The sequence below is a fragment of the Streptomyces aurantiaciflavus genome (assembly GCF_049808595.1).
Classification (GTDB): Bacteria; Actinomycetota; Actinomycetes; order Streptomycetales; family Streptomycetaceae; genus Streptomyces.
The window spans coordinates 1-13,479 of sequence record NZ_JBNCAQ010000058.1 but is presented as its reverse complement, the minus strand read 5'-3'; the positions used below and the strand labels follow the sequence as shown (position 1 = coordinate 13,479).

At 69.6% G+C, this 13,479-nt stretch carries 13 protein-coding genes and 1 rRNA gene; 3 read left to right on the top strand and 11 right to left on the bottom strand.

Features of this window, described 5'->3' with window-relative positions; genetic code table 11:
- Positions 1-96: 96 nt before the first annotated feature.
- On the bottom strand, positions 97-384 hold the full coding sequence (locus tag ACPT94_RS40485) for a glutaredoxin family protein (protein WP_425248035.1): 288 nt from the start codon (positions 382-384) through the stop codon (positions 97-99).
- Positions 385-526: 142 nt separating this feature from the next.
- Here ACPT94_RS40485 and ACPT94_RS40480 point away from each other — a divergent pair, with 142 nt between their 5' ends.
- From ACPT94_RS40480 to ACPT94_RS40470, 3 genes are all read left to right on the top strand, one after another.
- On the top strand, positions 527-1,429 hold the full coding sequence (locus ACPT94_RS40480) for an HAD family hydrolase (RefSeq protein WP_360350785.1): 903 nt from the start codon (positions 527-529) through the stop codon (positions 1,427-1,429).
- A gap of 747 nt (positions 1,430-2,176) precedes the next feature.
- On the top strand, positions 2,177-2,965 hold the full coding sequence (locus tag ACPT94_RS40475; RefSeq protein ID WP_425248034.1) for an ECF subfamily RNA polymerase sigma factor, BldN family: 789 nt from the start codon (positions 2,177-2,179) through the stop codon (positions 2,963-2,965).
- A gap of 233 nt (positions 2,966-3,198) precedes the next feature.
- Positions 3,199-4,491: a DUF5667 domain-containing protein gene (locus tag ACPT94_RS40470; protein ID WP_425248033.1), complete on the top strand. Its 1,293-nt coding sequence runs from the start codon at positions 3,199-3,201 to the stop codon at positions 4,489-4,491.
- Between the two features lie 103 nt (positions 4,492-4,594).
- Here the strand turns inward: ACPT94_RS40470 and ACPT94_RS40465 are convergent, their stop codons facing one another.
- The 10 genes from ACPT94_RS40465 to rrf all read right to left on the bottom strand — a co-directional run bounded on the left by ACPT94_RS40465 (position 4,595) and on the right by rrf (position 13,391).
- Positions 4,595-5,668, bottom strand: coding sequence for a lysophospholipid acyltransferase family protein (locus ACPT94_RS40465; RefSeq protein ID WP_425248032.1), 1,074 nt, complete (start codon positions 5,666-5,668; stop codon positions 4,595-4,597).
- Between the two features lie 14 nt (positions 5,669-5,682).
- Positions 5,683-6,744: an NAD-dependent epimerase/dehydratase family protein gene (locus ACPT94_RS40460; protein ID WP_425248031.1), complete on the bottom strand. Its 1,062-nt coding sequence runs from the start codon at positions 6,742-6,744 to the stop codon at positions 5,683-5,685.
- Between the two features lie 331 nt (positions 6,745-7,075).
- Positions 7,076-7,174 carry a 30S ribosomal protein bS22 gene (locus ACPT94_RS40455; protein ID WP_003948845.1) on the bottom strand — a complete coding sequence of 33 codons (99 nt, stop codon included), beginning with the start codon at positions 7,172-7,174 and terminating at the stop codon, positions 7,076-7,078.
- 156 nt (positions 7,175-7,330) lie between these two features.
- Entirely contained in the window at positions 7,331-7,540 is a 210-nt protein-coding gene (locus ACPT94_RS40450; protein ID WP_162655568.1) for a helix-turn-helix domain-containing protein, read from the bottom strand.
- 134 nt (positions 7,541-7,674) lie between these two features.
- Entirely contained in the window at positions 7,675-8,490 is an 816-nt protein-coding gene (locus ACPT94_RS40445; protein ID WP_360350771.1) for a phosphatase, read from the bottom strand.
- 858 nt (positions 8,491-9,348) lie between these two features.
- A complete protein-coding gene (locus tag ACPT94_RS40440; protein WP_425248030.1) occupies positions 9,349-10,521 on the bottom strand; it encodes an acetoin utilization protein AcuC in 1,173 nt (390 codons plus the stop codon).
- A complete protein-coding gene (locus ACPT94_RS40435; RefSeq protein ID WP_360352322.1) occupies positions 10,472-11,695 on the bottom strand; it encodes an MFS transporter in 1,224 nt (407 codons plus the stop codon). Before ACPT94_RS40435 ends, ACPT94_RS40440 begins: the two co-directional genes overlap by 50 nt.
- Before the next feature lie 66 nt (positions 11,696-11,761).
- Complete coding sequence (locus tag ACPT94_RS40430; protein ID WP_425248029.1) at positions 11,762-12,490, bottom strand: VC0807 family protein; 729 nt, start codon at positions 12,488-12,490, stop codon at positions 11,762-11,764.
- Positions 12,491-12,559: 69 nt separating this feature from the next.
- Complete coding sequence (locus ACPT94_RS40425; protein WP_425248028.1) at positions 12,560-13,204, bottom strand: HAD family hydrolase; 645 nt, start codon at positions 13,202-13,204, stop codon at positions 12,560-12,562.
- A gap of 70 nt (positions 13,205-13,274) precedes the next feature.
- Positions 13,275-13,391: ribosomal RNA gene (gene rrf, locus ACPT94_RS40420) — 5S ribosomal RNA — on the bottom strand.
- Positions 13,392-13,479: the final 88 nt, after the last annotated feature.

Genomic DNA, 13,479 nt, shown 5'->3' with positions numbered 1-13,479 from the left:
CGGGGGCAAAACCGCACACTCTCCTCACGAATCCCGCCCCCGAGACCTGGTCGCCGTCGATCCTAAGCGACTTTTCGGAACACTTGGACTGTCCGGTCAGTTCCCAGTGAGTTCTTTGCGCAGCCGTTCCTCGTTCACGCGCCAGAAGGTGTGCTGCCGTCCGTCCACCAGGACGACCGGGATCTGCTCCCAGTACCGGTCGTGGAGGTCGGGATCCTCGGTGATGTCCCGCCTCTCCCACGGGACACCGAGATCGCCGCACACTTTCTCGATCACCACCTGCGCGTCGTCGCACAGGTGGCAGCCGGGCTTGCCGATCAACGTCACGAGCCGGTCCTGCGGGGCGGGGCCCTTCCGGCGAAAGAGGGGACTCATGCCAGCCATTCTCGCGCGCTCCGCGACGGCGCGCGGAGCGCCGATTCCCCACACCCTCCGACGACTTCTTTAACGACACGGTCGCGGAGAGTTCACAGCGTTCGAACCTCGTGACTCCGGAACCACCGAACTGACTGGCTATGCTCACGCCATGGCCGCTCTCGGATGGCTCACTCCCCGTAGGCGCTCCGCCACGGCGAGGAGCGTGTTGGCAGGCGAGGCCTCGGCGGAGGCAGCCCGCAAGGACGTCTCCGAACAGGAACCGCAGTTCCCCGTGCACGGCGACGACCGTGCTGCCGCGTTCTTCGACCTCGACAACACGGTGATGCAGGGCGCCGCCCTCTTCCACTTCGGCCGAGGCCTGTACAAGCGCAAGTTCTTCGAGACCCGCGACCTCGTCCGGTTCGCCTGGCAGCAGGCGTGGTTCCGGCTGGCGGGCGTCGAGGACCCCGAACACATGCAGGAGGCCCGCGACTCGGCGCTGTCGATCGTCAAGGGCCACCGCGTCGCCGAGCTGCAGTCGATCGGCGAGGAGATCTACGACGAGTACATGGCCGAACGCATCTGGCCCGGCACCCGGGCGCTGGCCCAGGCGCATCTGGACGCGGGCCAGCGGGTGTGGTTGGTCACAGCCGCCCCGGTGGAGATCGCCCAGGTGATCGCCCGCCGCCTCGGCCTGACCGGCGCGCTCGGCACAGTGGCGGAGTCGGTGGACGGCGTCTACACGGGCAAGCTGGTCGGCGAGCCGCTGCACGGCCCGGCGAAGGCGGAAGCGGTCCGCGCGCTGGCCGCGGCCGAGGGCCTGGACCTCTCCCGCTGCGCCGCCTACAGCGACTCCCACAACGACATCCCGATGCTCTCCCTGGTCGGCCACCCCTACGCCATCAACCCCGACGCCAAACTCCGCAAACACGCCCGCGACCTCGACTGGCGCCTCCGCGACTACCGCACCGGCCGCAAGGCGGCGAAGGTCGGCATCCCGGCAGCAGCCGGAGTGGGCGCGGTGGCCGGCGGCACAGCAGCGGCGATCGCCCTCCACCGCCGCCGCCGCTGACACCGACGGCTCGGCGACCGAGGGCGGCCCTGATCGCGCGGCCCCGCCACGGGACGCCGGGCCCGCGGCTCGGTCACGGCGGGTCATGACACTGACGCCGGTACGGCGAACCCGTCGTACCGCCGACGACTCCGTCACGCCCCGGGCAGCCGTGCCGCCGGGGCGGCACGAACGAGCACGGCAGGCACCCCGAACCACCGAGCTGCCCCACCGCCCGCCTATCACCCCATGCAGCACCACTCACCCGACGCTCACCTCCCCCGCCCGGCCCCCGCGTCACGCCGCGCGCGATCCTGCCGCCGGAGCGGCGCGGGAGGGCGTCGACGGCACCCCGAAACGCCGGGTCACGCGACCGCCCGCCACAGCCGCACACGGCACCGCTCACCCGACGCTCACCGCCCCCACCCCACGGCTTCGTCACTCCGCGCACCCACGCCGGGAAAACGGCCAATCCACCGTCGTACCCCCACAGCTCACCGCCCATTCCTCTTGTCCGCGCACCGCCACAACCCGCCCTGGAGCGACCGGAAACTCGGACTCTTTCGATCACCAACCGCTCACTCTCGGCAACGCGATCGAGCGTCAACCGGCTAGAGAAGCGACGTAACCGACGATTTGAGCAACTCGGTGTAGCAGCGCCTGTACGAAGCGTTATTCTCCTCAGACGCAAACCGGTGCCTCTCCGTCGCTACGACGGGTGAATCATCCGGTACTGCACGTGATGGAAGCTCTGCCTCTGGGAGTCCCGTGTACCCACACGTCGGGGTTGACACCTCGGGCCTGGCTACGCTGCGCACACTGGTCGCTACGGTCCAGGACCTGCTGCGCGGCTTCGTCCCCACCGCGCACGCCGTCCCCGCCTTCGCCGCCACCGCTCCCCTCGGCCCGTGCTACGCACTGGCCGACGGCGGCGCCGCCGTGGGCAGACGAGGACGCGCGGCCGGCGCGGCCGGCGCGGCCACCGCCCGCCGGCCGGCCGCCGACAGCGACAGCGCCCGGATGATGGACCTCGTCGAGCGGGCACAGGCCGGCGAGGCCGACGCCTTCGGGCGACTGTACGACCAGTACAGCGACACCGTGTACCGGTACATCTACTACCGCGTGGGAGGGAAGGCGACCGCCGAGGACCTCACAAGTGAGACGTTCCTGCGCGCCCTGCGACGGATCGGGACCTTCACCTGGCAGGGCCGTGACTTCGGCGCCTGGCTCGTCACCATCGCCCGCAACCTCGTCGCCGACCACTTCAAGTCCAGCCGTTTCCGGCTGGAGGTGACCACCGGCGAGATGCTCGACGCCAACGAGGTCGAGCGCTCCCCGGAGGACTCCGTCCTCGAGTCCCTCTCCAACGCCGCCCTCCTGGACGCCGTACGCCGTCTCAACCCGCAGCAGCAGGAGTGCGTCACGCTCCGCTTCCTCCAGGGCCTCTCCGTCGCCGAGACCGCGCGCGTGATGGGCAAGAACGAGGGTGCCATCAAGACCCTCCAGTACCGGGCCGTCCGCACCCTCGCCCGCCTCCTGCCGGACGACGCCCGCTGAGTCCGCCTACTCTCGGCAACCTCAACTCACGTTCCGTGAAAGTCGGTTGACTTCCCCATCCGGTCATCCGCAGTCCGTAACCGAAGTGCCGCGCCAGTCGTTGTGCGGGATACAGGCTCCCTGTGGTCACGCCCCGGCCACGCGATCACCCGATCGGGTGGAAGCGGTCGAGGGCGTGCAACCCTCAGGACCCCCCGGGGAGTCGACCGTCATGACGAGAGGAGGTGCCGCCAGTGATCGCGAACGTATCGGCACACCGGCGGGCGAACGCCTTCGCCCAGTCCCTGGAGGAGCAGTCCGACCGGGGCACGGCGGCCGAGCAGTCCGAAGGATCGGCACCGGCCCCGGCCGCTGCGGACCAGACCGAGCAGGGCCGCCTCCTGGCCCTCGCGACGAGTCTCGCCGAGCTGCCCAAGCCGGAGCTCGACCCCGAGGTCAAGGTCGTCCAGCGCGCCCAGTTGGTCGCCGCGATGGAGGCCATGCTGCAGGCGGGCACCGCGGGCGAAACAGCGGACCCTGCGCTGCCCGATCAAAGAGGGAGCGAAGCGGCTTCCACAGAAGGGCGGTGGCGGGAGACGGGCGGGCGTTCCCATCGGCGGGGCGCCCACCGGACAACCGGACTGGGGAAGTTCCGACCGCGCACACGGCTCGCCAGGGGCCTGACCGCGGGCGGCCTCAGTGTGGGCGTCGCCGCGGGCGCCTTCGGCGGAGTCGCCGCCGCGAGCTCCGACGCCCTGCCCGGTGACTCGCTCTACGGACTCAAGCGCGGCATCGAGGACTTCAAGCTCAACTATCTCGCCGAGGGCGACGACGAGCGCGGTGAGGCCTACCTCGACCAGGCCTCCACCCGGCTCAGCGAAGCCCGCCGGCTCATGGAGCGCGGCCGCGGCGGCGCCCACCTCGACCACGAGTCCCTCGGCGAGATCCGCCGCGCCCTGTCCGGCATGCGGCACGACGCCTCCGAGGGCCACCGGCTGCTGCACGAGGCGTACGAGCGCGACCCGGACTCCCTGGGCCCCATCCAGGCCCTGTCCGCCTTCTCGCGCTCCCACCGCGACGCATGGGGCGCGCTGCGCGACAAGCTGCCCGTGCAGCTCGGAGACGTCAGTCAGCAGGTGTCGTCGGTCTTCGACGCCATAGACCAAGAGGTCGCCCCGCTGCAGTCCCTCCTCCCGCAGCCCCCGGCCCGGGACGGAAGCGGCGGCAGCCGGCAGAGCTCCGGCCCGGCGTCCACCGGCGCCTCGGACACCGACCGCTCCCCCGCCCCCAGCACCGGCTACGGCTCCGACGACGAGGACCACACCGGCGGCGACAGCGGCAGCCCCAGCAGGTCCTCCTCCACGGGCACCGGCGAGGAGGGCCTCCTCGGCGGCAGCACCGGCGGCCTCCTCAACCCGTCCCAGGACGCCGACAGCGCCTCCCCGTCCACCAGCAACCCCCCGACGACCCAGCCGGACGTCACCCTCCCGCCCCTCCTCCCCGGCCTCCTGCCCGGCCTGGGATTCGACCGCGTGGACGCGGACTAGAGCAACGCCCGTACGGCGGTGGGGGCGGCCTCCTCAGAGAGCCCGCCCCCACCGCCGTACGCATGCGCCGGTACGCATCGGCCATGCGCCCACACCCATCGGCCTAGAAGAACACCGACCGCCGCTGCACCAACAGCTTGTAGAGCGTGTGCTGGATCTGTTCCCTGACCTGATCCGTCAGGTTGAACATCAGCATCGGGTCCTCCGCCGCCTCCGGCGGATAGCCGTCCGTCGGGATCGGCTCGCCGAACTGGATCGTCCACTTCGTGGGGAGCGGGATCGCGCCGAGGGGGCCCAGCCACGGGAAGGTCGGCGTGAGCGGGAAGTACGGAAAGCCCAGCACCCGGGCCAAGGTCTTGGCGTTGCCGATCATCGGGTAGATCTCCTCCGCCCCGACGATCGAGCAGGGGATGATCGGGGCGCCCTGTCGCAGCGCCGTGGAGACGAAGCCGCCCCGGCCGAACCGCTGCAGCTTGTAGCGCTCGCTGAAGGGCTTCCCGATGCCCTTGAAGCCCTCCGGCATCACCCCGACCAGTTCACCCTGGCCCAGGAGCCGTTCGGCGTCCTCGGCGCAGGCGAGGGTGTGCCCGAGCTTGCGCGCGAGCTCGTTGACGACAGGCAGGACGAAGACGAGATCGGCGGCCAGCAGCCGCAGATGACGACCCGCCGGGTGGTGGTCGTGGACGGCGACCTGCATCATCAGGCCGTCCAGCGGCAGCGTCCCGGAGTGGTTGGCGACGATCAGCGCGCCGCCCTCCGCCGGGATGTTCTCGACGCCCTTCACCTCGACCCGGAAGTACTTCTCGTACACCGGCCGCAGCAGGGACATCAGGACCTGGTCGGTGAGCTCCTCGTCATAGCCGAAGTCGTCGACCTCGTAGTCGCCCGTGAGGCGGCGGCGCAGGAAGGACAGCCCGCCCGCGATGCGCCGCTCCAGGCCGCCGATGTCATCCCGCTGCTGCGGCTGTCCCTCACCCGTACCGGTCACGGGATCATCATCCTGCGAGGCCGCCCTGGTGGGCAGAGCCTGGACCTCACCGGCCTCGCCGATCTCATGGACCGGCGCCGGCTCGCCGTCCTTGCGCCGGCTCCACGCGCTCCGGCGCCGCGGCGGCCGCTGCACGGCGCTCCCGCGGGACCGGTCGTCGTCGAACGGAATGACCTTGGCGTCCGCCATCGTTGATGCGCTCCTCAGTTGGCGCTCTGCGTCGGGGAGTGGCCGCCGCCCGCGAGGGGCAGCGCGGCGATCCGGTCGACGGCCCCCGCAAGGGCCTCGGGGGGCAGGAGACCCGGCCCCTGACTGCGCGCGAAGTCCGCGAAGGTCTCCGCGGTGGTGTACCTCGGCGAGAACCCCAGCGTCTCGCGCATCTGGTCCGTCGCCACGACCCGGCCGTGCGTGAGCAGCCGGATCTGCTCGGGTGAGAAGTCCGTCATTCCCAGCGTACGCACCAGGGAGCCCGCCCACGTGACGGCCGGCAGCAGCAGCGGCACCGTGGGCCGCCCGAGCCGCCGCGAGCACTGCGACAGCAGCAGGACGCCGTCGCCGGCGATGTTGAAGGTGCCGCTGTTGAGCGTGCCCCGCCGCGGCTCGTGCGCGCCGATCCGCAGCACCTCGATGACGTCGTCCTCGTGCACGAACTGCAGCCGGGGGTCGTAGCCGAACACGGTCGGCAGCACCGGCAGCGAGAAGTACGACGCGAGCGGTGTCTCGGCGGTGGGCCCGAGGATGTTGGCGAACCGCAGCACGCACACGGCGACATCGGGCCGCCGCCGCGCGAACCCGCGCACATACCCCTCGACCTCGACGGCGTCCTTGGCGAACCCGCCGCTGGGCAGCGACTTGGCCGGCGTGGTCTCCGTGAACACGGCCGGATCCCGGGGCGCGGACCCGTAGACGTTCGTACTGGACTTGACCACCAGCCGCTTCACGCGGGGCGACTTCTGGCAGGCGCCGAGGAGCTGCATCGTGCCGATGACGTTGGTCTCCTTGACCGTGACCCGGCTGCCGCTGCCCAGCGCGGTGCCCGTCACGTCCAGATGGACGACGGTGTCGGCGCCGGTCTCGGCGAGCACCCGCGCGATGGTGGGCTGCCGGATGTCGGCCTGGATGAAGTCGGCCCCGCCGAGATGATGCTCGGGCCGCACGGCGTCCACCGCGATCACCCGCTCGACCTCCGGGTCACGCTGGATCCGTCGTACGAACCGGCCCCCCAGCTGACGGGCCACTCCGGTCACGAGCACAACCTTGCCCAAGATCAGCACCTTCCTTCCGCCCCGGTACCGCTCGGCTGTCGCACTGCTCGTTACCCTGCCGCGTTCCCCGTCCGAGGGCCAACTTAGCGGGTCGATGTTGCGCTGTGATGACCGCCCGACGCACGAAGTGACGAGCCGCGCCGGTCATACGACCAGATCGACCACACCCCTCGTCCAGTCCCACGCACAAGGTTCGGCCACCACACGGACCGACCTGGTCCGGCCACTCGCACAGGACCACCTCCCTGCGCCTCCCCCGACACAGAGGTGGCCCCCCACCGACACACGATGGGGGGCCACCTCACGCTTTCGCGGCTCGCGTCGCGCGAACTTACTTCTTGTTACGACGCTGAACGCGCGTGCGCTTGAGCAGCTTGCGGTGCTTCTTCTTGGCCATCCGCTTGCGCCGCTTCTTGATAACAGAGCCCACGACTACCCTCGCTCACTTCTCATCACTCGGTGCTGGGCGCCATGGGCCCATACGACCTACGAGGGGCTAGCCTACCCGTCCGAGCGCTGAGGTCGTAATCGAGGAGGCGGAGGGACCCTGAAGTGCCCTGTGAACGGATCCCTCGCGCCCTCGCCGTCAGGCGGTTTCCACCCCCACGTAGCTCTCGCGGAGGTACTCGTGAACCGCGTTCTCCGGGACGCGGAAGGACCGCCCCACCCGGATCGCGGGCAGATGACCGCTGTGCACCAGCCGGTACACGGTCATCTTGGACACTCGCATCACCGAGGCGACTTCCGCCACGGTAAGGAACTGAACCTCGCTCAGAGGCCTCTGGTCAGCAGCCATGACACACCTGAACCTTCCGCACTCGACTCGACGGCCACCGGCTTCCCCTTCCGGTGACTCTTCGTCGCTGCGTGCTCACTCCCCAATGTAGGGGCGGGTGATGCGAGTGGGGAAGAGGTGCACCCATCGGCGGCCTACTGTGACAGACACGCCTGATTGAGTACGTAGCGTGTAAGCGGGCGGTAGTAATCAGACCGCACAGCGTCATCAACCGGAACGACGACGGCCACCGACCCCTCGGCCTCCCCCACGAAGAGCGCGGGGTCGTCGGTATCGGCCAGCCCAATCGCCTCAAACCCCAGCTGACCTGCTCCGCAGACCCACCCGTGGTCTCCGACCACCAGCTCCGGCAACGGCCCGCCGGCCTCCGCGGCCGCCGCGAGCGCCAGTCGAACCGGGAGCGGCGAGTGGGTGTGCACGCCGGTGGCACAATCGGGGCGCCCGGCCCCGCGTTCTCGCACCAACGCGACACCTCGTACGTAGTCAAGGTTGTACGTGCGTAGTCCGAACCGGGTCGTTATGTCGACACAGCGACCCTGCGCAGGGGTGAGAACATCACATCCCGCCGCCGACAAAGCGTCCGCAAGCCCGCCGTAGAAGCCGAGCAGCCGATGCGGATGCCCGGTTCCCAGCAACACGGGTGCACCACGCTGGGCAACCGCCGCGAGCCGCTCCGCGAAGGCGTCGAGCGCGGCCAGGGTCCGCGCAGGATCGATCACATCCTGCCCGGAAATGTTCCGCAGATCGGCTGAAACCCCACACTTGTCCGCCATCAACCCCACCAAGTCCCGTACCCCCCACCCCCATTCAGGATCAATCCCGATCAACACCCGAGGATCCCGAGCAGCGAACAGCCGATAACTCCGAAGACTCTCCTCCCGAGAGGTAGCCACCACCCCGGCCAGCCGAGCGGCCAACAGATGGGCCCGCAAAACCCTGGAACTCACCACGGCCCCGATGGTGACGGACAGAAAACCAGACCGCCCCCAGAACGAACAAACAAACCACGGTCGGCGTAACCCCACTCCGACCCCACAACCCGTCTCCCCTACCGCCCTCACGCCTACCGCCCTCACGCCTGACGCCCTCACGCCTGACGCCCTGACACCTACCGCCCTCACGCCTGACGCCCTGACGCCCTGACGCCCTCGCCCCTACCGCCCTCGCGCCTGACAGCCTCCCGCTCACCGCCCTCACCCCTGACGCCCTCGCGCCTGACAGCCGTGTGGCCCCCGAGTACTGCCACCTCTGCCCGACCTCAGGCCCGCCCTTCTCGCCCATCCGCGCGGTCTGAGAACGAGCCACGGCCTTACTGAACCCCCGCCCCCGGAGACGAGCCCCTCGGCACCGGCCAGCGCAACCCAACCCCTCCCCCGTGCGAGGACGAGCCACAGCCATCCCGCCCCCCTCCACCCGGAGCCGAGCCCGTCGCCACCGGCCAGCGCAACCCAAGCCCTCCCCGTGCGAGGACGAGCCACAGGCCATCCCGAACCCCCGCCCACCCGGAGCCGAGCTCCTTGGCACGGCCAGCGCAATCCAGCCCGTCCGGCGTTTGAGGACGAGGCCCGTTCAGGGCCGAAGCGGGGTGCGGGGCGGCAGCCCCGCAGGGGACGCAGGGGCGCAGCCCCGCAGGGGACGCAGGGGCGCAGCCCCGCACGGCGTCCCGGGGCGCAGCCCCGTGGGGTGCAGGGGCCAAGCCCCGCCAGGTCCAGGCGGAGCCCCTCGTGGGGGTCGAAGGGGCGGAGCCCCTGGAGGTCGGGAAGGGTAGGGGCGGCGGGGGCGAACCCCTCAAACCCGCACCCCACCCCTTAGGCCAACAACCCCCGCAACGGAAACACAGCCCGCCGCGTAGCCAACACCGCCTGATCCAACCGATCCGCAGGGTCGTACCCCGCCTCCCACTCCCCCCACCCCACAGGCCACCGCCCATCAGTCATCCGCACCGGCCCCAACTGCCGAGTGCGAGCAAAAACCTCCTGCCGCCACCCCTGCGGAATCACCGTCTCCGGCGCCACCGGCCTCCCCGCCGCCACCCCCACCAAATGCGCCCACGACCGCGGCACCACATCCACCACCGCGTACCCGCCCCCACCCAACGCGACCCACTTCCCCCCGGCGTACTCATGAGCCAACTCATGACAAGCCACCTGCACAGCCCGCTGCGCATCCAGCGACACCGCCAGATGAGCCAACGGATCCTCAAAGTGCGTGTCGGCCCCATGCTGGGTCACCAACACATCCGGCCGGAAGTCGGCGATCAACTCCGGCACCACAGCGTGAAACGCCCGCAACCACCCCGCGTCCCCCGTCCCCGCCGGCAGAGCCACATTCACCGCCGAGCCCTCCGCAGACCGCGCCCCCGTCTCCTCAGGCCACCCCGTCTGCGGAAACAACGTCCGAGGATGCTCGTGCAACGAGATCGTCAGCACCCGCGGATCCTCCCAGAACGCCGCCTGCACCCCGTCCCCGTGATGCACATCGACATCCACATAAGCGACCCGCTCCGCCCCCAGCTCCAACAACCGCGCGATCGCCAGCGACGCGTCGTTGTAAATACAGAACCCCGACGCGCCCCCGGGCATCGCATGATGCAGCCCACCCGCGAAGTTCACAGCGTGCGACACCTCCCCCCGCCACACAGCCTCCGCGGCCCCCACCGACAACCCGGCGATCAGGGAGGACACCTCATGCATCCCGCCGAAGGCCGGATCATCCATCGTCCCCAGACCGTACGACGTATCCGCGGACCCGGGATCCGCAGAGGCCGCCTTCACGGCCTCGACGTAGTCCGCCCGATGGACGAGCCGCAGCGTCGACTCCCCGGCCGGCTTGGCACTCACGACGTCCAGCTCACGATCGAGCCCCAGGGCATGGACCAGCCTCCTGGTCAGATCCAGCCGAACCGGATCCATCGGATGCTCCGGGCCGAAGTCATAGCCCGTTACTGCCTCGTCCCACATCAGCTGTGCGCGGCCGCTCATGCCCGCCACCGTATCGGTCCGGTTGAGGAGCGAACGACCGGGCGTACACCAATGTGACCAGCACCAACACCATCGGCACCACCATCGCCCCCCGATAGCTCCACGCGTCCCCCAACGCCCCCACCAACGGCGAACCGATCAAAAACCCCACATAGTTGAAAACGTTCAGCCGAGCGACGGCCGCGTCCGAAGCCCCAGGGAACAATCTTCCCGCCGCCGCGAAGGTCTGCGGCACCAGCACACACAACCCCACGCCCAGCAAGGTGAAGCCACCCATCCCCACCCAGGCCCCAGGAGCCACGGCCACCACTGCGAACCCCAGCGCCGCGACCACCGCCCCCAGCCGCACCACCACCACGGCCCCGAACCGCCGCACCCCGAAGTCCCCGATGGCCCGCCCGAGCAACGTCGTCACCATGTACACGTTGTACGGAACGGTCGCCAGCTGCTCCGAACTCCCCAACACGTCCTGGAGGTACTTCGCACTCCAGTTGGACACGGTCGAGTCCCCGATGTACGCGAAGGTCATCACCAGGCACAGCGGCAACAACGCCTTGAAGACGACACCCCCAGCAGCGCCCGCGCCCCTGTCGGCCTGGTCCTCCACGACAGAGCCGTCCGCACCGACGTACCACCGGCTCCCCACCAGCACGGCCGGCAGCAACACCAGTACCACCGGCAGATACGACACCCACAGCGCGAGATGCCAGTGCGCCCCCGCCCACGCCAGCGAGGCGCCCAGGATCCCGCCCAAGCTGTACGCGGCATGGAAACTGAGCATGATGCTCCGCCGGTACGCCCGCTGCAGACTCACCCCGAGCATGTTCATCGAGGCGTCCAACGCCCCCACCGCAAGCCCGAAAACGGCGAGCGCGATCCCCAGCTCGACCATCCGCTCCCCCGCCCCGACCCCCAGCAGCGCCAGCAGCACGACCGGCTGGGACCAGCGCAACAGCCCAGTGGCCGGCATCCGCTTCACGAGTTGCTCGGTGGCCACGCTGCCGACGCCGGCCAGGATGGGCACGGCCGCCAGGAAGGCGGGCAGCAGCGCGTCGGAGACCCCGTACCGGTCCTGGATGGCCGGAATCCGGGTCACGAGCAGAGCAAAGGCAACGCCCTGCGCGAAGAAGCTGAACGTCAACGAGGCCCTACCGCGCCGCAGCACTTCTGTCATGGCGGCGAGCGTAGGGCCCCGGCGTACTCGTGGGTAGATCAAGCCAAAGATGAATTTCCCTCAGCTTTACCGCGCGGGCTGGAGGACGAGCCCGAGCTCCTCGACCCCGGCCACCTTCTCCTGCGCGTCCTTCGCCTCCGCGCTGACCATCGCCTCCATCGGCCCGGCCGCGAGACGACCGCTGACCAGGACGCCGCCCAGGATCGAGACGGCCATGACGACCCCGCCCAGCCACACCATGGTGTCCACGGGGACGGTGTACGCCCCGACCACTCGCGCCACGCACTCGCCGAGCAGCACCACGCCCCAGACCAGCGAGAAGACCCGCTCCCTCCGCCGGAAGTCCGCCGCGCGGGCCGTGGCACCCGACTCCAGCCGCTCCCAGGCGGCCTGCCTGGCGGTGTTCCCCTTCACCAGGAAGGGCTTCATGGCCGCGGTCATCATCGGCTTCCCGAGCGCCACGGAGACCAGGATCGCGATCCCGACCGTGCTGCTGACCCCGCTGTCCTTGGCGAGCATCAGCCGTGGATCGCCGGAGACGAAGCTGAGCAGCAACGACACGATGTTGACCACGAGGATCAGCCCGGCCAGAGCGTTGGTCCTCCGCTCCTTGACCGCGCTCCACGCGGTCCTCAGTGCCGGCACCACGCTGCTCCAGGCGAGCGCCGCGAAGGTGCTCATCCCGAAGCCGTCCTTGAACAGGTAGTACGAACCGAGCGGCACCGCCACGTCCACGATCAGCGGCGCGAAGTTCGTCCTCGTGTTCTGGCCCTGGGAAACCGAGTTCGTCGTCATGCCCTCAGCTTCGCCGCCGGCGGGGGTCGGCCAGTAGAAACGATCGTCCACAGCTCCGCATGACAAATGTCAGGCGAGCAGAGCCGGCAACTCGCTCATGTCGGCGAAGAGTTGGCCGGCGCCCGCCAGCTTGGCGGCAGGCGTCATCCTGGTGAACCCGTACACGTCCATCCCGGCAGCGACAGCGGCCTCCACGCCCAACGGAGAGTCCTCCACGACAACGCAGCGGCTCGGCCCGACCCCCATCCGTTCGGCCGCGTGGAGGAACAGGTCGGGGGCCGGCTTCCCCTTCCCGACGTCCTGCGAACTGAAGATGCGTGAGTCCTCGAACCACCGGTCCAGCCCGGTCGTCCGATGCCCCACCCGAATCCGCTCATGGCTCCCGGACGACGCCACGCAGTACGGCACCCCGTCCGCGGCAAGCTTCTCGAGCACATCCACGACGCCGGCAACCGCCTCCAACTCCCGCTCGAACGCGGCGAACACACGCCCGTGGAAGACGTCGTCGAAGCTGTCGGGCAGCCGCTGCCCGGTGCGCTCCTGAATCAGCTCATGGATCCGATGCATCGCGGACCCCATGTAGTCACGGATCGAGTCCTCGTACGACGTCGGATGCCCGAGCTCGGTGAGATAGGCGGCCAGGAGCCGGTTGGAGATGGGCTCACTGTCGACCAGGACGCCGTCGTTGTCGAAGATAACCAGGTCATAGCGCATGCCTCGACCCTAAACGACTGCGAAAAGCAGAAAGGCCCACACCTTACGGTGTGGGCCTTTCCCAATGATTGTTCGGCGGCGTCCTACTCTCCCACAGGGTCCCCCCTGCAGTACCATCGGCGCTGTAAGGCTTAGCTTCCGGGTTCGGAATGTAACCGGGCGTTTCCCTCACGCTATAACCACCGAAACACTATGAAACTGTGAACGCCGCGCCACGTGTGGCACGTGGGGCTGTTCGTGGTTTCAGAACCAACACAGTGGACGCGAGCAACTGA